Source organism: Shewanella kaireitica (genome assembly GCF_023284045.1).
Classification (GTDB): domain Bacteria; phylum Pseudomonadota; class Gammaproteobacteria; order Enterobacterales; family Shewanellaceae; genus Shewanella; species Shewanella kaireitica.
The window spans coordinates 39685-62976 of the sequence record NZ_JAKIKQ010000022.1; the positions used below are offsets into that span (position 1 = coordinate 39685).

Annotated in this window: 22 protein-coding genes; 9 read left to right on the top strand and 13 right to left on the bottom strand. The window is 40.2% G+C overall.

The window, feature by feature from the left end:
• Positions 1–3: 3 nt before the first annotated feature.
• The 8 genes from L2730_RS19750 to ccoN form a co-directional block, all read right to left on the bottom strand.
• Positions 4–696 (bottom strand): sulfite exporter TauE/SafE family protein, encoded by a 693-nt coding sequence (locus tag L2730_RS19750; protein ID WP_248976154.1) that lies wholly within the window; start codon positions 694–696, stop codon positions 4–6.
• Positions 689–913, bottom strand: a complete 225-nt coding sequence (ccoS, locus tag L2730_RS19755; protein WP_248976155.1) for a cbb3-type cytochrome oxidase assembly protein CcoS — start codon at positions 911–913, stop codon at positions 689–691. The genes L2730_RS19750 and ccoS overlap by 8 nt, the downstream gene beginning before the upstream one ends.
• On the bottom strand, positions 910–3306 hold the full coding sequence (locus tag L2730_RS19760) for a heavy metal translocating P-type ATPase (RefSeq protein WP_248976156.1): 2397 nt from the start codon (positions 3304–3306) through the stop codon (positions 910–912). Before L2730_RS19760 ends, ccoS begins: the two co-directional genes overlap by 4 nt.
• 44 nt (positions 3307–3350) lie before the next feature.
• Positions 3351–3830, bottom strand: a complete 480-nt coding sequence (locus L2730_RS19765) for a FixH family protein (protein ID WP_248976157.1) — start codon at positions 3828–3830, stop codon at positions 3351–3353.
• 137 nt (positions 3831–3967) lie between these two features.
• The gene (ccoP, locus tag L2730_RS19770; RefSeq protein ID WP_248976158.1) at positions 3968–4924 is read right to left on the bottom strand and encodes a cytochrome-c oxidase, cbb3-type subunit III; all 957 of its coding nucleotides are present in this window, start codon (positions 4922–4924) and stop codon (positions 3968–3970) included.
• Entirely contained in the window at positions 4924–5100 is a 177-nt protein-coding gene (locus L2730_RS19775) for a cbb3-type cytochrome oxidase subunit 3 (RefSeq protein WP_248976159.1), read from the bottom strand. Before L2730_RS19775 ends, ccoP begins: the two co-directional genes overlap by 1 nt.
• 11 nt (positions 5101–5111) lie before the next feature.
• Positions 5112–5726: a cytochrome-c oxidase, cbb3-type subunit II gene (gene ccoO, locus L2730_RS19780; protein WP_248976160.1), complete on the bottom strand. Its 615-nt coding sequence runs from the start codon at positions 5724–5726 to the stop codon at positions 5112–5114.
• A 12-nt stretch (positions 5727–5738) separates the two neighbouring features.
• Positions 5739–7175 (bottom strand): cytochrome-c oxidase, cbb3-type subunit I, encoded by a 1437-nt coding sequence (ccoN, locus tag L2730_RS19785; protein WP_248976161.1) that lies wholly within the window; start codon positions 7173–7175, stop codon positions 5739–5741.
• Positions 7176–7695: 520 nt separating this feature from the next.
• Between ccoN and L2730_RS19790 the strand changes: the two genes are divergently transcribed.
• Positions 7696–7902 carry a hypothetical protein gene (locus L2730_RS19790; RefSeq protein ID WP_248976162.1) on the top strand — a complete coding sequence of 69 codons (207 nt, stop codon included), beginning with the start codon at positions 7696–7698 and terminating at the stop codon, positions 7900–7902.
• A 522-nt stretch (positions 7903–8424) separates the two neighbouring features.
• Complete coding sequence (locus L2730_RS19795) at positions 8425–9717, top strand: tyrosine-type recombinase/integrase (protein ID WP_248976163.1); 1293 nt, start codon at positions 8425–8427, stop codon at positions 9715–9717.
• 1438 nt (positions 9718–11155) lie between these two features.
• Here the strand turns inward: L2730_RS19795 and L2730_RS19800 are convergent.
• The 3 genes from L2730_RS19800 to L2730_RS19810 all read right to left on the bottom strand — a co-directional run bounded on the left by L2730_RS19800 (position 11156) and on the right by L2730_RS19810 (position 13560).
• On the bottom strand, positions 11156–11575 hold the full coding sequence (locus tag L2730_RS19800; RefSeq protein WP_248976164.1) for a hypothetical protein: 420 nt from the start codon (positions 11573–11575) through the stop codon (positions 11156–11158).
• A 92-nt stretch (positions 11576–11667) separates the two neighbouring features.
• The gene (locus L2730_RS19805) at positions 11668–12870 is read right to left on the bottom strand and encodes an AAA family ATPase (protein ID WP_248976165.1); all 1203 of its coding nucleotides are present in this window, start codon (positions 12868–12870) and stop codon (positions 11668–11670) included.
• 420 nt (positions 12871–13290) lie between these two features.
• Positions 13291–13560 (bottom strand): hypothetical protein, encoded by a 270-nt coding sequence (locus L2730_RS19810; protein ID WP_248976166.1) that lies wholly within the window; start codon positions 13558–13560, stop codon positions 13291–13293.
• A gap of 613 nt (positions 13561–14173) precedes the next feature.
• On the opposite strand from L2730_RS19810, the gene L2730_RS19815 reads away from it, so the two are divergent.
• The 6 genes from L2730_RS19815 to L2730_RS19840 all read left to right on the top strand — a co-directional run bounded on the left by L2730_RS19815 (position 14174) and on the right by L2730_RS19840 (position 19335).
• Complete coding sequence (locus L2730_RS19815; RefSeq protein WP_248976167.1) at positions 14174–15103, top strand: LysR family transcriptional regulator; 930 nt, start codon at positions 14174–14176, stop codon at positions 15101–15103.
• A gap of 378 nt (positions 15104–15481) precedes the next feature.
• Positions 15482–16573, top strand: a complete 1092-nt coding sequence (locus L2730_RS19820) for a calcium:cation antiporter (RefSeq protein ID WP_248976168.1) — start codon at positions 15482–15484, stop codon at positions 16571–16573.
• 70 nt (positions 16574–16643) lie between these two features.
• Entirely contained in the window at positions 16644–17300 is a 657-nt protein-coding gene (locus L2730_RS19825) for a DedA family protein (RefSeq protein WP_248976169.1), read from the top strand.
• A 65-nt stretch (positions 17301–17365) separates the two neighbouring features.
• Positions 17366–18016 carry a MarC family NAAT transporter gene (locus tag L2730_RS19830; protein WP_248976170.1) on the top strand — a complete coding sequence of 217 codons (651 nt, stop codon included), beginning with the start codon at positions 17366–17368 and terminating at the stop codon, positions 18014–18016.
• 46 nt (positions 18017–18062) lie between these two features.
• Positions 18063–18425 (top strand): hypothetical protein, encoded by a 363-nt coding sequence (locus L2730_RS19835; protein WP_248976171.1) that lies wholly within the window; start codon positions 18063–18065, stop codon positions 18423–18425.
• Positions 18426–18495: 70 nt separating this feature from the next.
• Positions 18496–19335, top strand: a complete 840-nt coding sequence (locus tag L2730_RS19840) for a helix-turn-helix domain-containing protein (protein ID WP_248976172.1) — start codon at positions 18496–18498, stop codon at positions 19333–19335.
• Between the two features lie 36 nt (positions 19336–19371).
• Here L2730_RS19840 and L2730_RS19845 read toward each other — a convergent pair whose 3' ends face one another.
• Positions 19372–19836: a GNAT family N-acetyltransferase gene (locus tag L2730_RS19845; protein ID WP_283105797.1), complete on the bottom strand. Its 465-nt coding sequence runs from the start codon at positions 19834–19836 to the stop codon at positions 19372–19374.
• Between the two features lie 98 nt (positions 19837–19934).
• Positions 19935–20567, bottom strand: a complete 633-nt coding sequence (locus L2730_RS19850) for a protein-disulfide isomerase (protein ID WP_248976173.1) — start codon at positions 20565–20567, stop codon at positions 19935–19937.
• 381 nt (positions 20568–20948) lie between these two features.
• Between L2730_RS19850 and L2730_RS19855 the strand changes: the two genes are divergently transcribed.
• Positions 20949–23264, top strand: a complete 2316-nt coding sequence (locus L2730_RS19855) for a peptidase U32 family protein (protein WP_248976174.1) — start codon at positions 20949–20951, stop codon at positions 23262–23264.
• Positions 23265–23292 lie beyond the last annotated feature (28 nt).

The window sequence follows — 23292 nt, forward strand, 5'->3', positions numbered from 1 at the left end:
GGGCTAGTTTAGCTGCCCAATAGCCACATATATGGTTTGTAATCCAAAGGCGATAAGCAGCATGCCACTTACTTTTTTTACAGCACCTTTTTGAACCCAGCGGCTAAAGGTACTAGCAGCTACACCAGCGCTAAGTAGTGCCGGGAGCGTACCTAATCCAAAAGCTGCCATGATTAGTGCACCATCCAGTGCATTACCAGCAGCCACAGCCCAAGTAAGCATGCTGTAGACTAATCCACATGGTAACCAACCCCACAATCCGCCGGCTATAAAAGCATGTGGTTTACTTTTAATGGGTATAAAGCGATTAGCTAAAGGTGATACTAATTTCCACAGTCCTTTACCCAAGCGTTCTATTTGAACAACTCCAGACCAAATTTGTGCGATGTAAAGTCCGGTAATAATCATCATTATTCCGGCAAAAATTCTTAACACTAATAAGTATAGGTCAACGTTAAAAAGCAAGCCTAAAGCATTGGTGCTGAGACCAACAAGCGCACCAGCAGCGGTATAGCTGATGATTCGACCACTGTTATAGCTAAAAAGGTATCCGAGTTGGTTTACGAGAGTATTACTGCCATTTCTTTGGGGAATGTTTGCCGACAATGCGCCAACCAGGCCGCCACACATACCAATGCAATGACCAGCTCCCATGATTCCGACAAGAAACGCACCGACTAAGCTGTAATCATTCACTCGGTGTATTATTCCCTTTATCTTTAGGGGGCGCGATTGTCGGCTTTTCTGATGACTTTGCTGAGTCTCCTTGGGTGTTATCATCTTCAAACAAAATAGAGACACTTTGCTTTTCTAAGTCATCAAATTGATCTGAGCGAACGGCCCAAAAGAAAATGCCAACTGCGACGAGCACAAACAACATGGCGATGGGGATCAAGACATAAATAATGCTCATACACGTACCTTGAGTAGTCTTAAGCTATTGCTTACGACAATGAGTGAACTGGCAGACATACCAATAGCAGCGATATAAGGAGCAACATGGCCACTAACAGCAAGGGGAATTATAAACAGGTTATAAGCCAGCGCCCAGAACAAATTCTGTTTGATGACAAGTCCGGTTTTCTTAGCGACTTTAACCGCATCAGAGAAACGTGAAAGGTAATCACCAAGCAGTATGATATCCGCACTGTTTTTACTGATAGCTGCGCCGCTTCCCATTGCCACTGACAGGTTGGCACCTGCAAGTACCGGAGCATCGTTAATACCGTCACCGAACATTGCCACTTGTTGGTTTTGTTGTAATTTACGAATTAGCGCTAGTTTATCTTCAGGCAACAGACCATTATGCCAGTTTTCAATCCCCAGTCGTTTTGCTAGGGCTGCTACTTCGCCTGAGTTATCACCACTTGCGATACTAATATTACAGCCTAACGCTTTAAGCGCGGTAACAGCTTGCGCAGTATCGGGCCTAATTTCATCTGCAAGTGTTATTTTCGCTTGAACAACATCATCAATGCTTAACCAAACAATGACCTCTTTTTCTGCTTCATTGCTGCCATTGATAAATGACTGGCTGCCGATTTTTACTAAATGACCATCAATAACACCTTGCAGGCCGTTTCCAATAAAGCTTTTTTTATCTAGCACTTTAATTGTTTGGTTTAAATACGGTTGAAAAGCTCGGGCGATAGGGTGTAATGAACTTGCTTCAAGCGCTGCCGCATATTGCATCACTTTCTCTTCAGAAACATTATTTTTCGCTGGCTGTATCATCTGCACATCAGTTATCGATAATGAGCCTAAGGTGAGTGTACCAGTTTTATCAAAAACGATATGGTTAAGCTTAGGAAGCTTTTCAAAAACACCAGCCTTGCGAGTGATAATCCCAAGTTTTGTTAAAATTGCAGTACCACATGTAACTGCCGTAGGCGTTGCGAGTGCTAATGCACAAGGGCAGGTCGCAACTAACACCGAAAGCGTTACCCAAAAAGCATCTTCAGGTGAGTAAAAATACCAAAATATATAAGTGGCTGTCGCAATCAGCAAAATTGCAGCAGTAAAGTAATTAGAGAATCGATCAGCATAAAGAGCTATCTTAGGTTTACTATTAGACGCTATTTCCTGTAGCCTAATAATCTCGGCAACCAGTTGTTCTTGCCCTAACGCGGTAACTTGGACGGTAATGGGTTGTTCAATATTGATCGTACCAGCAAACACTTGTGCCTCTAGTGACTTAGCTACGGGCATCTGCTCACCAGTTAACATGGCTTCGTTTATGGAGGAATTTCCCTCAATAATAATACCGTCGGCCGCAATCACATCGCCAGGCTTCACCACAATAGTATCACCAATTACTAGCCTTTTAGCTGGTACTTCTTCAATACTGTTGCCGGTTTTTAAATGAGCGGTTAACGGCACCAGTTTATGTAAATTACTGGAGCTAACAGAGGCTTTTTGACGAGCATTTTGTTCAAAGTAACGTCCAAGCAATAGGAAAAAGGTAAACATAGATACCGATTCGAAATAGACCTCACCTGTGCCGTTAATGGTTTCAATACAACTGGCGATATAAGCGCCGCATATTGCGATACTCACAGAAACGTCCATATTCAAACGCCCCATTAACAAGGAACGAATGGCGCTGAAATAAAAAGGCTGAGCAGAGTAAAACACAACTGGTGCGGCAAAAAGCATGCTAACCCAGCGGAAGTAATCCCTAAATTCTGTATCTAAATCGGTAAAGTATCCAGAGTAAAGGGCCAGGGCAAACATCATTACTTGCATAGTCGCAAAACCCGCTAGACCAAGACGGACTAGAAACTTTCTACTGTCTTTTTTACTCTTTGTTTCTTGTTCATCGATTTGAAAAGGCGCTGCTTGATAGCCAATTGCGCCAATTTTATTGAGTATTTCACTCAACTTAACCTGCTCGGCTTGCCATGCAATGAGTGCTCGCTGAGTGGTAGAGTTTACTTGTACGCTAACCACACCATTGAGCTTTTTGACTTGGTGCTCAATCAGCCAAGCACAGGCTGCGCAGGTGATCCCATCAATAGTCAACGACACTTCATTGAGATCATCTCTATGATGAATAAAGTCCTGCTGCACTTCAGGCAGATCATAGGCACTAACACTGCTCAACTCTTCGGGTACTAAAGCGGTTTGCTTACTACCTGGTTCAGTACGAAACTTATAATAATTAGTTAAACCCGCATCAATAATAGCCTGAGAAACGGCCTGACAACCCGGACAACACATGGGTTGGTCTTCGTTGTGGATCTGAGTGGTGAATTGAGTACCAGTAAGTACCGGTTCACTACAGTGATAGCAATTGATTTGACTCATAGAGTTGGGTTCATACTAATTTTTAGACCAATTTATTGTTTTTGTTAGTTTAGCCAGTATTGCTGGTCGTCTACCAAGGTAACTCGCTGTTGGATCCGCCAGGTTTGATCGAAACCTTCGATACGCACTTCCCAAGGCCCTGAAATTGGTTGGGCTATTTCAATACGGTAGATACCATTTGCATCTGCAGTAACTATCTCATTAAAGTCTTTTTCCGCCATTGTTGGGTGAAAAAAGCCAACACTTAATGCCGCTTGATAATTCTTGCCGCCTTGCTGTGAAAGTTCGACGTATTCATCATCGAATTCAAGTAGGTAATTCATGCCTAATTGCTTGGCATGCTTTATCTTTCGAAGGTCCATATTAATGCCTTTACCTTCTTTGTAATAGTCTTCCGAAACAAGTGAATCTTTATTATCGATTGCAAGGTATAACAAGTTAACACTAGCAACGACAGCACAAAGAGGAAGAATAATTAAAAACCAAGGCCAGAACTGCTTATACCAGGGTTGTGGAGTTGCCATGTTTTACACCTATTATTTCCAGAGAATGATGTTTTTGAAGTCGGTATTTTACAGTTAAAACTGTGATTTAGCACTTAAAAAAAAGGCCTCGTGAGTGACGAGGCCTTTATATTTCGTTTAATGTTACACTAGTGTAACTACTTGTTTGACAAGCTATAAACGTATGCTGAGATTACGTGAACTTTCTCTTCACCTAATACATCTTTCCATGCTGGCATTACGCCACTACGACCATTCTTAATCGACTGTTGAATCGCACCACGACTTCCGCCGTATAGCCACGCATTGTCAGTTAAATTAGGTGCACCCATGAATTTGTTACCTGTACCGTCCATACCATGACAAGCAAAACAGCCTTTCATGAATGAACCTTGACCTTGAGCAGCAAGTGCGGCGTCATGTTCACGGCCTGATAACTTAACAACGTATTCAGCTAGACCAGGTAATTCACTGTCTTCGATTGGTAAACCACCTTTAGGCGGCATCATACCGTGACGGCCATTCATAATGGATGTCTTAATCGTTTCTAGTTCACCGCCATATAACCAAGCACCATCGGTGAGGTTAGGGAAGCCCTTGCTGCCGCGTGCATCACTACCATGACACATTGCACAGTTTTGTAAGAACAAACGACCACCAACTTTCAGTGCTTCTTTGTTATTAACTAACTCTTCCAATGGCGTGTCAGCGTATGCTTTAAAGATAGGACCAAATTTTTCGTCAGCTTGAATGACTTCTTGGTCATACTGAACCCAACGGCCTTCTTTTAACGCGTCTTGAACAGCAGTTTTAGATTCTTCAAGTGTACGAACGCTTTGGTTCGAACTTGTCCAACCTAATAGGCCTTTAAAGCTACCCATACCTGGATAAAGTGCAAGATAGATGACACCAAATACGATAGTAATGTAGAACATATAACTCCACCATTTTGGCAGTGGGTTGTTTAGTTCTTCAATACCGTCGAAGCTATGGCCCATTGATTCGCCTTCTTCTACACCGGTGTCGTTCTTAGAACAAGCACGTAGTAGAAAAACACAACCAATAATTACCACAGACGAGAGTACGATAATCCATATACTCCAGAAGTTTGTCATTACTTTGGCTCTCCTGAGTTATTCGCAACTGGGCTTTGCTCTTCATCAGAGAAAACAAGATTAGCTGCATCGTCGAATTGCTTTTTGCGACTCGAGCTATATGCCCAAGCAAATATACCGATGAAGGTCACCATTACTACGATGGTTATAATTCCTCGTAATGTGCCGTAATCCATAATTTGCCTCCTTATTTAAGCGCGTGGCCAAGTGATTGAAGATAAGCGATCAATGCTTCCATTTCTGTCTTATCTTTCACAGCATCTTTAGCCCCAGCAATCTCTTCATCGGTATACAGCTTATGTGTAGGATGAAGGTTGCGTAAGATATCCATTTTCTTGCCAGTTAACTCGCCATCAAGCTTGTTATCTGCCAACCATGGGAAACCAGGCATATTAGACTGTGGTACTACAGCGCGAGGGTCAATTAAATGAACTTCATGCCATTTATCACTATAACGACCACCAACACGAGCCAAATCTGGACCTGTACGCTTAGAACCCCACTGGAATGGGTGATCCCATACAGACTCACCCGCAACAGAGTAATGTCCGTAGCGTTCTGTTTCTGCACGTAAAGGACGGATCATCTGGCTGTGACAGTTATAACAACCTTCACGAACATAGATATCACGACCTTCAATCTGCAAAGCAGTGTAAGGAATTTGACCTTCTAGCGGTTCAGTCGTGTCTTTTTGGAAAAGTAGGGGAGTGATCTCAACCAAGCTACCAAAGCTGATTGCGATAACTGTAAATATCCCTAATAGACCGATGTTTTTCTCAACTAACTCATGATTAAATTTCATCGAATCTACTCCTTAAGCTGCTTTTGCTTCAGCAATTGCTGGCAAAGAATCTTTAGGGGCCTTAACAGTACGGAACACGTTGTATGCCATTAAGAACATACCTGTCAGGAAGAAAACACCACCTAAGAAACGAACAAAGTAGAACGGGTAAGAGGCTTCTAAGCTTTCAACGAAGCTGTAAGTCAATGTACCGTCAGAGTTAACTGCGCGCCACATCAGACCCTGCATTACGCCAGAGATCCACATTGAAACGATATAAAGAACAGTACCGATTGTTGCCAACCAGAAATGAACGTTAATTAAGTTTGTGCTGTACATACGACCATGGCTAAACAGAACAGGTATCAAGTGATACAGAGAACCGATAGAAACCATAGCAACCCAACCCAATGCACCAGAGTGAACATGACCAACAGTCCAATCAGTGTAATGCGATAGAGCGTTAACCGTCTTAATTGCCATCATCGGGCCTTCAAAGGTAGACATACCATAGAAAGACAATGAAACAACTAGGAAACGCAGGATAGGGTCAGTACGTAGTTTGTGCCAAGCACCCGATAACGTCATGATACCGTTAATCATACCACCCCATGAAGGAGCGAATAAAATCAGCGACATGACCATACCAAGTGATTGAGTCCAATCTGGAAGTGCTGTGTAATGTAGGTGGTGAGGACCAGCCCAGATGTACAAAGCAATCAATGCCCAGAAGTGAACAATAGATAAACGATATGAATAAACAGGGCGACCCGCTTGCTTCGGTACGAAGTAGTACATCATACCCAAGAAGCCCGCTGTTAGTAAGAAACCAACCGCGTTATGGCCGTACCACCACTGAACCATTGCGTCGACTGCACCACTATAAAGTGAGTAGGACTTGGTCAGCGTTAGCGGAACTGCCATAGAGTTAACTATGTGCAACACTGCTACGGTGATAATGAAGGCACCAAAGAACCAGTTCGCCACATAAATGTGAGAAGTTGTTCGTTTAATGATGGTACCGAAGAACACCACTGCATACGCAACCCATACGATGGTAATTGCGATATCAATAGGCCATTCTAACTCAGCATATTCCTTACCACTTGTGATACCAAGAGGCAGACTTATTGCTGCTGATAGAATAATGGCTTGCCATCCCCAAAACGTAAATGCGGCTAACTTAGGCGCAAAAAGTTTGGTTTGACAGGTGCGTTGAACGATATAATAGGATGTGGCAAAAAGGGCTGAAGTACCAAACGCGAAAATCACGGCGTTCGTATGTAGCGGTCGAAGACGACTATACGTTAACCATGGAGTTTCAAAGTTTAGTTGCGGCCAGATTAACTGGGCTGCGATCAATACACCTACTGACATTCCAACAATTCCCCATAACACAGTTGTTAGGGCGAATTGACGGACAATAGTGTAGTTGTAATCAGCGCCTTGAGGCTGGGAATGGTTCATCATATTGCTTCCACTGCTTATTACTTATACTTATTATTGAGTAGAGTTAAACTCTACCCGGCAAAATGACACAAATTAGCGCTTCCCTACAGGGAATAAGTTGTCTGTGTCAATGTGTAACCTAGCATTTCATGAAGTAAACGCTAAGCAATGCAATGATACTTGAGCTATGTCAAAAAAGATAGGAATTAGGGCTATAGAAAAGTTGATCTAGATCAAGCTACTCCATAGAATGTTAACAGAGTTAGTTAAAAGGTTATTTATTGTGCAAAATACTCACAAATCAATAGTATTGAGAGTTTTATCTCTGTGTTTAATTGGGTTATTGATTAGCGGTTGCGAACCTAATGCTAACAAAAAAACAAACGTTTTTAAGGCCGACCCTAGTTTATGTAATTTTCAAATTGGCCCATGTACAAAGTCGGTTAATGACATTGATTTAGCCTTGAGCATCTCCCCTTGGAATACCCCAAGTGAAAAGCCCCTTACGCTAAATTTGACCAGTTCGACAAAGTTGGAAAACGTGAACGTCCGTATCGAAGGTAGAGATATGTTTATGGGGATTATCCCTGTCAATTTGACTGAGATAGGCAAAAATAGCTATCAAGCTCCATTAATCTACGGTTCGTGCAGCAGTGGTTACATGGTTTGGCAAGCAATTGTAAGTTTTGAGGTGAATGGTATCGAGAAATTCACCATTTTTGAATTTTTAGCTGACAGCGATAGCTAATCTATAAGAGTTATTTGTGCGAGTACTATGTGGTTAGTATATAAGCGAATAGCACCGAACTTCTCTAGACAATAGATAAACAAGTGATCTCTAAAAAGAGGTATAGATCTAACTACCAACAACACGCTATTGATAATTATTCTCATTTGGGTATATTGGGTTTACAGTTAATATCTTATCGGTAGAGAACCACATGGAAGCCAGTAACAAACACCTCAATATTAGTATCCCACAGCAAAAGATTGCGCAATTAATCCAGCAAGGACATCTATGCGCTGCCGACTTTAGGTGCTTGGATTCGGAATCAAAAAATACTGTTTGGCAACTTTGTCTCTGGTGCTGTGAGAAACGTATAAGCTGTAATCAGCAATGTGCCAGCGAATGTAATAGCCTGTGTTCATCAAAAATTAAGGTCACTACCAGCTAAATAAAAAAATAGCCTTATATAGAGAACAACACTACTCAAGAAACATCTAACTGATTAATATAGTGCAATTAATAAGTATTCCAAGCGACTCAACAATGCAACTTCCAATTGTAATGCCACTCTTCGACTCTATCGAGTACCTTGAAAATGGTAATCCAATAGTCAACCAACGTATTACTCAACTCTCTTTAAGCGGCATTGAAGACGCCAGTGTTGTATTTGAACATGCCAGCGACTGGCTAGCAGAACAAAAGTATTGCGAAAATAACTATAAAGCTTACCGCAGTGAATTAACCACTTTTCTACATTGGTGTTTTGACGTTGCAGAGCAAGATCTGGTTAAGATTGGCCGCAAAGAAATTAGTAAATATGTAGAATATTGTCAGTCTCCGCCTCTAAATCTAATTGGCTATTATAATGTCGCGCAGTTTAAAGCGGAGAAGGGGAGTTCACTGCGAACGCCAAACCCACAATGGTTGCCTTTTCGCGGTAAGAAGACTGCAGATAAAATTCAACCTTATGTGTTAACTGAAAGTGCCTTAAAAACCAAAATTGCCATTTTATCTTCTTTCTATGCCTATTTAATGAGTGAAGATTATGTAGAGAAGAACCCCGCGCAGATGTGGCTGAATAAAAGCAGGTTTGCTTCAAATAAGAAGTATCGTCTTGATAACGACGGTGACAATCAACTCGCTTTTACCGAGTTGCAATGGTCTTACGTTATTTCAACAGTCACCGAGTTAGCCAAAGAGCAACCAGAAACCCATCAACGTAGTTTGTTTTTAATTAAACTAATTTATAGCTGTTATCTAAGAGTATCTGAGGTCGCAGCAAGAGCAGGGTACTCGCCAGTCATGGCGCAATTTAAACGTAATCCACAAACAGGTATTTGGAGCTTTCATATTCCATCAAGTAAAGGTGGTAAGCGTCGTACCGTTTCTATATCTAATGCATTGCTTGAGGCGTTAGTGGAGTACAGACATTATTTAGGTCTAGTAGATTACCCGAAGTCAAATGAGCAGCACCCACTTATTATTAGACAAAGAGCAGCAGGACGAGGCAGGGAAGTTGGCTGTATTAATGCAAACCTCGGGATCCGCCAAATAAGAGAAGAAGTTGATAAGATCATCGTACTTGCAGCGATAAGTGCCGAAAATGACGGCTTTTTCGAAGATGGTGCACAGATGAGGCAACTGAGCATCCACAATATACGCCATACAGGGATCACTCATGACATCAATATTCATGGCAGGCCACTATCTCATGTGCAAGCTGATGCTGGTCATGAAAGCATAGATACCACATCACAATATTTGCACACCACACAGATTGAGCGTCATCAAAGTGGCCAAAATAAACCGTTAGATAACCTCCAAGGTATTGAGTAAAGAAAGTTTAAATATCAACAAAGCACTAATTATTTCATATGGCTGAATGCCGATAAGTGACATTATCGGCATTCAACTAAAAACGCCAATTCACACTTATAAAGGACGCTCATAATTACCGTTATCCAAGTATGAACAATGAGTCATTGCAGATTTTCATCCTTATATAATTAAAGATGAGTAAGAATAGCGTAGTACGTTAGCCTTCTCGAATAGGCAGTTAAATTTGTCGCTATCGATTGCTTTGATTCAGATGCAGCTAGCACTCTAGAGTAAGTGCAGTCAGGTTATACAGTCCGCTAAATCTTATTTTAAAACGGCAGTAAACTGAGGATTTGGCCGTATAAAAACACTAAGAACCTCGAAACGATAAAAATAAGAAATGTATGTAAAACCTTAGACATGCATTCAAACCTTGCAAAGCAAGTTGAAGGCATTAGCCGCATGGATGATCCCAATATAAGTCGCTGCCAATCAAATACGCAATCACTTAAGTTCTATGTACGCCAAAGATTAAGTCGATTATCTACACGTTAAAGTTATTAATCTTAATAGGTGTTTAGCGTTTAGTTTGCAGTGAACAGAATTCCTAGTGTAGACACGATTAGATTCATATGTGCAAATTGAAAGCGCTGTACTGTAAATACGAGGCTCGGTTCAGTAAACTTTCTGACATTCAGGTTAGATGAATATTAATCAACTAATCGCTTCAGCTAACCGTTTCGAATCCGTTGTTACTGGCTATAGTTAAGTATCGCTTATACAACTTGGCGTTATCTGAAGTGAAAGATACTAAAACCAAAGCAAGTAGTTTGATAGAGCTAAAATGTAGCGTGCGCTGTGTGGCTGCTTTGCAAGTTTGCTAGGCTTACTACTGCAGAATCTACACAGCAGCCGGTCAAAATGCTGTAGATTTCGGTTTAAGTAGCAATAAAAGGTACATGTAAACAAAGAGCTAGTGATGATGCTTACAAAGAGTAGGTTGCAGCTTCTGCTATACTGAAGCCTTTACCTGTACATGTTATTTAACATAATATACATTGTGCGCATTTGCCTGTGGATATAAAGATGCCGATAATGTGATTATCAGGATTTGTTTGTCATTCTCTCTGCGCTCAGACTTCGCTCGACGTCGTTCCATACCATTCCTGTAGCCTCAACGGAGTTTTAGTTTCCTGCGACTACATTAGACAAGCTTTCAAGTTTCGGAAAAGTACCAGCTTTTAACTAACCGCTAAGCCTATGATGCCGCAAACCGCAGGAATACAATTAGCGACGTACACCACACCCGCAGCAATGGCCACTAATGACAAATGAAAAGTCCTGAAGGGATAGTTAGCGCCTCACAGCGTTATTCTTTCGGTACTGTAGGTATACGCGTATTTTAGGCATAAAAAAACCGTACCCGTTAACTGGTACGGTTTGTAGGAAAAACTTATTAACTATTACTTATTATTTTTCTTAACGAAACAATCTGAGGTTTAGTTGTTTTGTCTAATACCGCTTTAGGAAAAGCTTTAGCATAACTAGTTTTTGAAGTCGATGTTCCTGTTAAATGTGGCTTTAGAGCAGCTTTACAGGCTTTATTAGTCTTCCCAGCTTTACATCCTAAAACCTCAAGTAGCATTCCTTCAAGACAAATAGGACTAGCTTGAATTATTACGACTTTATGTACCCTTGCCTTATCGAAATCTTTTTGTTCTACTTTAACGTCTGAGTCGATAAGAACATACTTCTTGTCAAACTCTGCTTCCCTAACTTGTATAGCGCAATCTATAACGTCTTTAGGACTCCCCCCACTACCGGCTTTGATCGTTACATGCTGATTAGTTTCCCTGTCATCGTAGAGCGTTTTCATGTAACTAAGAAAGGCCTCATCATCCGGCCCTTCGCCTACAATAAGTAGAGATGCTAATTTTATTCTTCTAAGTTTCTTCCTTGTCATAGTATTTAAAAGTTAGGTATTCCACCCAACGCTCCAGCTTGATATTTGCCATAAATATTATCATCAGCTCTCAAACCAACGACTTCATCTAATCTCCAAGATTCACTTTTATTATCGATCTTTTCAACAAGGTAGAGCTGATGCTTTTTTAGCGTATTTAAAATTTCATTGCTATGGCAAGTGAATATTAACTGAGCATTATAAGGGTTTGTATGTTTAAACTTAAACATTTCAATAACCTTGATTAGCATATGTAAGTGCAGATCATTATCGATTTCATCTAACACAGCCAAACCACCAGACTCTAGTACAGGTAAGATCTGTCTAAGAAGAACATAGATTGCTTTAGTACCACTAGACTCTTCAAAAAAAGGAAGTTCAAAGCTTTCTTCATTTGAACCATGAACACCTACTGGCATGAAAAGTGTTTCTTCATTACCTTTTTCATTATGACCTTTAACTTTTTTGACCTTTACTGATGATAAACCAAGGTCAAGTTGGCAGATCAAATCTACGGCCTTTTTGCTCAGTTTTTTGTTTTTGCTATAGAATTCTGCACTGTCGAAAAGATCAGATTCGTGGAAGTTATCTCTTCCACTGGAGTTAATGTTAAATGACACATTATTAAAATACTTAACGATCTTTCTTGCAACGACAGAACCAAATGCATCAGCAGCACACAAAAAAGAAACGTTGTGCTTTACCTTACTCTCTTGCTTAGGCGCAAAGTCAAAGCCTTTCGTTTTATATTTGTATGAAAAAGAATCACCAAGAGCGTCCTCTATATCTCTTGTAAATATATAACTATATAAGTGACTGGTTTTTCTAAAAAGCGATTCATGAATGACTTTTTCTTTCGTTGCCACCAATTTGTATCGATACTTTTCCTCACCAATATAAAACTCTAATGCAAATGTAGACTCTTCATCTTGATGTAGCTTATGCGGATTAAAAGCAATGGTCTGGTCTTCATCTGATGCCTGCACAAATGACTTTGTGATAAACCAACTTAAAAAAGCAAATGGCCTTAATAATTGAGTTTTTCCTGAGCCGTTTGCGCCAGAGATAGCGATAACTTTGTTAATTCGTGTGCCGGCAGGTAAATCGATATCATAGTATGAATGGCTCGGCTTTTTACCAACTTCGAAAGAAACTTCTGTTTCTTCATAAAAGGAATAAAAATTAGAAAAGCTAATTTTACTAAACATAGTAAGCCTCTTTGAACGTATTTTTGTTGATTATGCAGTACGATGGTGTTGGTTACAATGATTATAGTTATTAATTTAGAGTTTACCCCTTTAAATTTCCCTTTCTCACAATACCCGTCATATCATCCCTTTCTACGAAATCCAAAGGCTTTATCCTGTCACCTCGGAAACATGCAGATCTAGTTCTTTGGCGACTATCTTGCGATCATCGGCGCGCTTGAGTCGACCCGTTCTAAAAAGTGTCGCGTTACTAATGGCTGTTTTATTTGATTCTGCGGGGCGTTGAGTTATGACAAAGTTGGCGATAAACCACTAGTACGGACTTTACGGATAAGTTGGCCTCCCGTAAAAACAAAACCCCAATAACTGCAGTTATTGGGGTTTCAGTAGAACTAAGCTAATAGATGATTATCGCTACGGTTAATCTTCCATCCAATCTAAATTTGGCAATGCATCTAGATGCTGGGCGTAACGTGCTTGGTTGAACGATGCGTTATTTTCCATAACGTCACTGACCTCTATTGCTAATGCGCAAGCCATCCACTGAATAGCCTCTTCACGAGGTGTGCCGGTCATAACTAAACGCATTAAAGTTTCTTTGACTTTTCTTGGCTCGCCGTCAGCGATTTGGTTTTCGATTGTTTCAATTAGTGTTGCTTCAGTCATGTAGCTGTCTTGCTCTGTGTCCATTAAAACGACTCTCTATTGACGATTCAGTTTTGCATTCGCGCTATTATGCCGTATATGCGTTGTAAGCAATAGAATTATACATAAATATTGCAAAGTAGCGCTAAAACAGCGGTTAGTCTCGTTTCCATTTTAAACCGATGATGACTTTTACTCGCTATAAAAGCCCAATGAAGTGCCCTAACCTGATTCAAACTGAGTGAGCAGCTTGATATCTTTAGATCAATACTCTGCGAAGAAATCAATAAACTGACGTACAATAAATCTGGTTACTGCGAGACAAATAAACCGTCCATAAACAGGTGCTTGGCACAACTTAATCCGTTAATATCGGCAGTAGCGAACCTACAGTAATTAACGGATTTGCAAGAACCCAAGTTTTTAATCCGCATGATTTCATATTATGCCAATCAGTAAAGTGTGTATTAAGGATTCGATCGTAAGGGCTTAGATAACAGATGCTTTGGTAGTTGCTAGCCGCTCAGGTTGGCTAAAGTTTCCTAATATACAATGCTAGTTACAAGGCAGAATTATCATTAGTAGTTGTATAAGGTTTAGTTTCCGTTGATGATGTACGAGCTAGTTTCTATTTCATTGTTTTAACACTAGGAACACTATGAAAGAGCTTAGAGATTTAGATTTAAACTTACTTAAGTTATTGCAAGCCGTAGTGTATACGAAAAATACTCATTTAGCTGCCGACAAACTGGGGATCTCACAAACTAGTGTTAGTCGCGGATTAGCGAAGCTGAGAGAAATGTTTGGTGATCAACTTTTCACCCGTAAAGCACACGGCGTAGAACCTTCTGAACTGGCCGAGAAACTAGCTGAAGCTGTAGATGAGATGTTTACTCCGTTGATAAAGGTACTCGAATCTTACAATAACTTCGAGCCGCTTGATTTCACTGGCGAAATTAGCATTGCAATGAACATATTTCTGCTTGAGCAATATGGTGAAGACATTTTTAGCACGCTGCGCGAAGTCTTACCTAACGCTAAGTTTAAAATGGTTTATTGGCAAGAACAAAGTTTAGTAAATGTGTTAAACGGGAAAATTGATTACATACTACAATTTGCAACTTTCCCACTGCCACAGGAAGTGTATCAGCATCGACTAAAAGATATAAAAATCAGCCTAATAGCAAGGAAAAACCACCCGGTACTCAGCCAAGGTAGCAACTGGGAAGATATTCACCATTTGCCAATTACACGTATATTGGTCGATGGGATCAACTCAAAACGAACACCATTTGAAGATCTGTATTTGTCGAAAGGTTATAAAGCGAATGTGGTGCTAGCAACTCATAGTATGCGTGTATTACTCAATAAACTTAGAAACTCGGATGCTTTCTCGTTTGGCAGTACATTTTTAACTGAAAATGAGCCAGAATTGTGTTGTTATCCGCTTCCTCTCGTTCCAAAAGAGTTGCACGAGATCCAGATTATTGGCGGCTACTTACAATCAAAGCGTGGTTTTCCGTTAAATCAACTGTTACACCAAACAATGCAACGTTTCTTTGATACGGTTATACAGCCTGAAGATTAATAAAGCTTTAAAGGAATTAGGCTTTTTTTGTCTAATACCAGCGAAAGATTGTCTTGCAAACTAAGGTGGTAATGGACATCAAGGTAGTTGACGTTTCTCTATTTCACTAAACGACTCACAAATACTATCTACTTCCTATATATTCAATGACTATTCGCGGCCCGCGGCAAGTATTTTTACCTTAAAAAACTATGTGTTATAAATATTTGTAGTTATTTATTTATGCACTCGCCAATTTTGAATTTCACTAATTCGTACCCTATTGTTTCAACTAATCATAGAATGCGCCCAAATCACTTTGTCACGGAAGAATAGTGTTAGTTTGTATACCTTATCGCAAAAGGACCATTAGCGGTTAGAGACAACTTTTAAGCGCATATGTATAAATTTATTAAGCAGGAAAAGACACTGTTTATTGGTGTATTGGCAGTATTATTTTTTAAAGTTTGGGGCGAAGAATTACTCAATATAGGTCTTGGCCTTAGCCAATACATTATCACCACTGCAGTATTGTTTTATGTCGCAATGACGGCAATTTTTGCAGTCGTGCGACATTCTGACGCACTTGCTATCAAGTTAGGTGACCCTTTTGGTACGCTCATATTAACGCTTTCGGTGATTTCATTAGAAGTTATTATGATCTCCTCTGTCATGTTAACTGGCGATCCGAACCCAGTGCTAGCAAGAGATACAATGTTTGCGGTAATCATGACTATCTTAAATGGTTTTGTAGGTATTACACTGTTAGTCGGTGGCGTTAAGTTTCATACTCAATCTTACAATTTGGATGGCATTAAAGCTTATTTGGTCGCCATCATCCCCCTAGCTATGCTGTGCTTAATACTGCCTAATTTCACCAGCAGTGGTGAAAATGGCAATATGTCTGTTAGCCTAATGTTGGCACTCGTATTCGCTTCTATTGTGTTATACGGCGTGTTTTTGTTTATACAAACAAAAAGTCACACTCATTTTTTTATCGATGCTGATAATAAAAGTGAACATGACAATCATGGGGCTGTTCGCAGCAACGTATTCCACACAGTTATGCTTATAAGTTATCTACTCGTCGTGATATTCCTTGCTAAAGGTTTAGCAATTCCAATTAATGACAGCATTACTGTCATGGGTGCACCAGCAGCACTTAGTGGCTTAATAGTTGCCTTAATCATCATGGCTCCAGAAGCTGTGGGCGCAGTAAAAGCCGCATTGACTAACCAATTACAACGGGCAATAAATCTATTCTTTGGTTCGGTACTGGCCACTATTGCGCTGACAGTACCCGCAGTATTAATGATTTCTGGCGTAATGGAACAACCTATTAAACTTGGGCTTGAGCCCGCTGAAATGGTATTGCTTGCAGCGACTCTGCTTATGACAAGCGTCAGTTTTAGTAGTGGTCGAAGCCACTCACTTAACGGCGCAACTCATTTGGTTCTGTTCTTCGTCTATTTAATTCTCATGTTCGATTAATAGCACTCTATTTTGGCCAGTAGTTTACACGCTGGCCTAGCATAACTTTGGTTAAGAACTAGGACATCTCATGCAAGAAATACTGTCAGCAATTTGGGTGCAAGATTTTAATGTGTTGCTGAAAATTGAGTCGCTAAACATCTTATTACTGCTACTGGCTATGGTTTTATTACTAGAGTCTAGCTTTGTTTTCTTACCGTTACCTGGCGATGGTTTAGTGTTATTTGTTGGCGGCTTGGTCGGTTTAGGCGCAATTAATTTTTACACAGCTGTTGCAGTCCTTAGCTTTTCAGCTTCAATAGGAACCTTGATAGCTTATTTACAAGGTCGTTGCCTTGAAGGCACGCAATTTATGGACAAATTTGAAAAGGTGTTGCCAGACAAGTCTGTGTATAAGGCAAAGCGCTTACTCAAACGATTTGGTTTTCTATCCTTGTTTGTCTCTCGCTTTATTCCTTTTGTTAGGGTACTGACACCTATGCTTATGGGGATAGCTAAGTTGAGTCTTACTCGTACCATTATGATAAGTCTATCCAGCTCCATCGTTTGGGTTGTTACCCTTCTTTATGCTGGAAAATCAATTATGCGACACCCTTTTGTTAGCCAACACCAAGAACTTCTTACTAAGTATTTTCTATTGATAAGCCTGGCACTGATGACACTCGCCTTTATTACTTTAATCGTTAGAGTCTTAAGAAAGAAACGCCCTGTTAAATTAACAAATTAATGTTCCCGTTTAGATTTTAGACGAATAAGCGATAATCTATCCTGGGCAGTTTTATGGAAAGCGTAATGAATATTGAAACACTTTTGACCTATTTTTCTCTCACCATTCTTGGCTTACTACCAATGATGAATCCCCCTGCAGCCGCAACTGTCCTGCTTGGATTGAGTAAAGGACAAAATAAAGAATACATTGTTAATCAGGCTAAAACCGTTAGCCTTTATTTGTTTATCGCCATGTGCGTCACCTTTTTTATCGGTGCATCGGTACTGGAGATGTTTAGTATCTCCATTCCTAGCTTACGACTAGGCGGTGGAATTATTATCTGCGCGATCGGATTCAATATGCTGTTTCCAAAACCTGAAAATCTGGATTGTACAGCTCCTAAAGGTTCAATTGCCTTGGTGCCTTTAACTATCCCTTCCCTTTGTGGTCCCGGTACGATGGCCTTAATTATCAGCCTTGCTGCAGAGATCGCAACCAGTGAGCAGGAACTAGAGCGATTAAGTATCTACACTGGAGTGATAGGTGGTTTCGTTGTTGTTAGCTTTATTGCTGGTTTTATTCTCAGTATGGCTTACCCACTTTTAAAAGCGCTTGGACAAAATGGCATTGATGCATTTACCCGAATTATGGGGTTCTTACTTATTTGTATGGGCGTCCAGTTTTTTACAATCGGGATCACCGAGATTGTTCAAGATATAAGTGTACTTATCTGAACATTGTCCTATTTGACCGGTCGTTAAATTTAATGGAGTTAGAACAGTGCAGTTCGATGTAATCAATCTTAATAATAAAGACTTTAAAGTTCATGATTGTGGTGAAGGCAGCAACGTCATATTTATCTATCACCAGCAAAACAGCTCAGTAATATTAAAAGATTTAGTTACAGTAAAAGTCTCTAATAATCACAGGGTCATTACTGTTGATTTAAGCGATGATTTCCCGAGTGATGTTGCAGAGCTTTCAGAAAATATGTCCGCAGCCCTAGTCGAAGATCTGCATTTACTTGCGGACGTTTACGGGCTTGAAAAGGTCGTAATAGAGAGTAATTACTTAAGTGCAAACATGGGGACAAATCTATCAGAGCTACTCTGGTACAGATTTATTCATTTAATTACTGATTGAATAAGTGAGGGCCTGTTAATATCTGTGGTAACTTATTCTGTGGATAGCGTTGATAAAGTAGCCCCTTACCATGCAGATTTGGTCCAAGCCCCCAAAAAACCAAACAATAGCCAAATATGTAGCACTTTTTTGGTTAATTGAGAAAACTAATAAAGATGAAAGCTATCACTTTCCTAAGCTAAATCCTGAACCTGCAACGCATTTGATACTATGTCCGCAACAGCAGCGCTATATTTATCAAACTTTACCAACTGAAAGTAACGGCACAGGTTGTCATTGGCTTTACCCTCAGCAACAAACACTGCAATTAGATCATAGTCAGCGCTTTATCTACTTAGGTATCAAGTTTCACATTGGTGCGCTCTACTCACTTAATATTGAGGGTTATAGCCACCCTACTCTTAACCAAGCTGTGGATGCCGATCTTAGTCAACTACTTGGAACAAAAAGTTCAGATATAGAGCAGCTTATTGAATTGGGGCGAATCGATGCGACTAAGTGTTGCGATAAACTTGATGAGTTATTGTTGCCTCTGTTCAATACAACTTATGAAGATCAGCACAGTGAGCTAACCCGCAAGGTGCTGCCTCTTTTAGAAAATAGTCTAATTTCAGAGTTGGGTAATAAACTTCACTGCTCACAGCGCACGCTAGAGCGCAGCTTTAACCGAGTGACGGGGTTAACCATGAAGCAGTGTCAGTCGATGAACAAGTTAGAGGCGATGCTGGAGTATATATATCAGCGCGAAACTGTTGACATTGATTGGGCTGAGGTGGCATTTAAATTTGGTTTTAGCGACCAACCACACCTAATTCGGCATTTAAAGAAACAGATTGGACTCACTCCCAAAAACTACGCTGAGCAGCGCGGGCTCACTATTGATATCTATGGCGGTGTAGAGTCTCGCTGATTTTTGATGACAATCTTAGATAGAAAATACTTAACGCTATTTTGTGGCTCTAGTCATATATAAACAATGATCAAGGGGTATAGATTCTGGGTAAGTACTCTCAACAAACCCCAGCTTTAGATAACTATTGAGTGCAGCTTGATTATCTTTGAGCACAAATAGAGAGCTTTGACGTAACCCGAGTTGATTGAGGCCACATGCATTAAGCTGCTCTACCAAAGCTTTAGATATGCCCTTTCCTCGGCAAGTTGGATTTACAACAATTCTGCCTAAATGACACTTTTCTAAGCGCGGATAATATTGAGCAAACCCTAATAACTCTTGTCTATCAGACACGAGAGCGAAGGAAGCAAGTCTATCCAGCGAAAGATCTTCCGTGAATGTGACAATATCAAAGGGGTATCTGAAACTGGAACCAGCCCACTGACAAACTTGATGTTGAGTAGTAAACCAAGTCATCATCTGTAGTAAATGTTCAGTTGTTGGTGGTACTAGCTGCATGTGGTTTTAGGTTAAGTTGAACCAATAATGGCGAGCGTTTCCCGTTACGATAAGACAAAGCCTTTAACAAGGCTCTGCCTCAAAATGCTCTTGCAAACTTAATCTAAGTTTTGCATCTCTTGCAAGACACTTTCAACCACTGACTCTGGCGCAGATAGGTATTTAGAGTGATCGATGAAGATACCCTGATCATCTACCGTGATAAGCAGTGCAGGAAATGATGTTGTGCCAAGAACTTCATAGATCTCGGCTATACCCGCTAATATCTGCTCTGCGTCATTGATCAATTCATCTCTAAATATTTTATTAGATGGGGATAATTTATGCGTCGAAATCAACTCACTAAAGTCATGTTTATTGGTTAATGGATTACCATCAATAAAATGCGCTTTTTGGATTGCATTAAGGACGGTTAGCATCTTATCTGGTTGTTTTGTTTCTAGCCACGCCATAAGATTTGCTACTTTTGTCGCATCCTTTGGACTATTAGCATAACGAATATGTTCTCTACCAAACTTAACCTTTGCGACGTCTTTTACTGCGTTAACCTGGTCAAGCCCTGTACTATCACTGCCGTTAAAATGGCTGCAATGTAATAAGTGAAGTTGCATTTTCGGGAATGCTTCACTAAGTACATTCACTAAAGGAGTTGCGGCGTAACTCCATGGACAATGACTGTCATAGATAAAATACAGTGCTAGCTGGGCTTTGTTGAGTTTAGTGTTGTTCATCTACTTCAGTCTTGGCGTTTAATAAGTAATTAGGGATCCTAAGAGGTTTTAACCCGTTAATCAATTGGCTGTAGAGTATAAAAGCCAGATAGCGAGGGACTTTGGAGTTCTTCTAATCAAAAATGTGCTAAATGATCACTTTGTTAAACTGATTTATGCAATAGTTATAGTCAATGGCCAAATTAATCGACGCGGTTAGCCGATCAACCTCATAGTTTAGCAATAAGTTAATCATGCGCCGTAGCCACGATATCTGCGAGCCTTTAAAATTACCGGCTTATTACACAGCTATATACTGTAAGTTCAGGTCGAGCGATCAAAGGCTGGAATTTTAGAATTATTATTGCTGTATCAAGTTGGTTTGATTGAGAGATAAAAACTGTGAGAAATGTTGAGTTATTAGCGCCAGGTGGAGACATTGATTCTATTAAAGCCGCTATAGTCGCTGGCGCTGATGCGGTTTACTGCGGTCTTGATAATTTCAATGCTAGAAAACGTGCCGAAAACTTAAACTTTGAACAACTTTGTGGACTGTTAAGAGTCGCTCATCAACATGACTGCCAGCTATTTCTAACTTTAAATATCATAGTGTTAGAACACGAATTACCTGCACTTTTTAAATTACTTAATCAACTGGTCAATACCGATATAGATGGAGTCATTGTACAAGATCTTGGCGTATTTGAGATCTTAAAACGGTATTACCCATCGTTAGAAGTGCATGCTTCTACTCAACTAACCACCCACAATACAGGTCAACTGTCATTTCTTCAGCAAATGGGGGCAAACCGTGCAAATCTGTCTAGAGAACTCAATCTAGGTGAAATTAGGGAGATGTCGGAAAAAGCGCATCAGTTAGATATGCTAACTGAAGTATTTGTTCATGGTTCCAACTGTATTGGCTTTTCCGGGGTTTGTTATTTCAGTTCAGCTCATGGCGGTAATTCAGGTAACCGCGGTCGTTGTAGCCAACCTTGCCGTGATCAATACCTAACCACAGAGGTAGGTGCTGAATATCCACTCAATATGAAAGATAACTCTGCCTTTGATGATCTAGAGGCATTAGTTGACGCTGGCGTAGATTCTCTAAAAGTTGAAGGCCGGATAAAGAAATACCATTATGTGCACAGCGTGATCAGTACCTGGCGTAAGCAAATTAACCAACTACAACAAAAACAAGCACTATCAAAAGACAAGACTGCGTTATACACCGTATTTAACCGAGACTTTACCAATGGTTATTTATCCGGGAACGTCGGTAAAGCGATGTATATTGATAACCCTCGCGACAATGCCGTTCAGCACTTTAGTGCGATAGAGCAACTAAAGTCTCATACTTCTACAGATATTGTACAAGTCGTTAAGCAGCGCTTATATGATCAGAAAACACTGATTATCGACTCCGTTGGCGAGCAGATTAATACCTTAGATATTAGCAAACCAATTATCAAACTGGTGATTAGTGGCCAATTAGGTACTGCTTTAACCATCGATGTTTTTGTCGCTACGGACAAACAACCGAGCTTTAGTGTGCAATCGACGAGTTTGCTATCGGTTGCAACCAAATATAACTTGTCAAAAGATGAGCTCACTAAACGCTTTGCAAGCCTTAACTCTTATAAGCATCAATTAAACAATATCGATTTTTCACAGTACGTTGGCGATGTTTACCTTTCGTTTAAAGAGTTAACCCAGATGAAGATAGCGATAGTGAGTTTTCTAAATGGTAAAAAGGATCAGATCAATCCAGTCGAATTTAATGAAGTCAAAAAAACACGTTTTGTTAATAACGCAGATCCCAGTTCTGCGGAGTCAGAACGTAGTCATCCCATTTGTGCGGTATTGATTGGTAATCGAAAAGAGCTCGCTTTATACAGAGCACTTAAACAACAAAACACAGTGAAAACGCTAAACGTTTACTATGCGGTACCCGATTCGATAGCCTGTGAATCTGAAAAATTAATTAAACTTTTTAATACAGAGCCGGAACTAACTCCTTGGTTTAGCGCTATTGTGCTACAGCAAGAGTTTGAAGCCGTTGCACACTTATTGGAGTCGATACCACAAATACAGATTGTGACTAATAACACCGGTGTTGGTTTTATCGCGAAACAGTTAGGTGTTAATTGGATCGCAGGACCACACCTTAATACCAGCAACTCATTTAGTTTAACAAGCTTACAAAAACAGGGTTGCAATGGGGCATTCATTTCTAATGAACTGAATAAAAAACAGATAAAACCGATTCGCGCCCCGCATGGGTTTAGTTTACATTACAGTGTATTGCACCCGATTTTGTTAATGACCAGTCGCCAGTGCTTATTCTTACAGTCTGCAGGGTGTGATAAACAAGTGATGGATGATAAATGTTTATCAATTTGTAAAAAGCACACCACCATTACCAATGTTAAACAGGTGGATTTTGTCATTGATAAAAAGCGTCGTGATCATAATAACTTAATTGGAGCTGAACTGTTTTTCAATCCCAGCATTGTCAATGACATCCCTAACAAGTTTGACTCTGTGCTGTTAGATCTGCGTACAGTTAAAACGAAAACTGATTTTGTTTGCCCACAAATCAATTTCGTTAATGCCTTTCAAGACTATTTGCAGCAGCTGGCAGGTTGTAAAAGTGACGAGCAACTCTATAAGGCTTTGTCCGTTTCCACACGGGCTCAATATCTGAAAGGTTTATAAGCCTTAGTCATATTCATAGGCGGCTTTA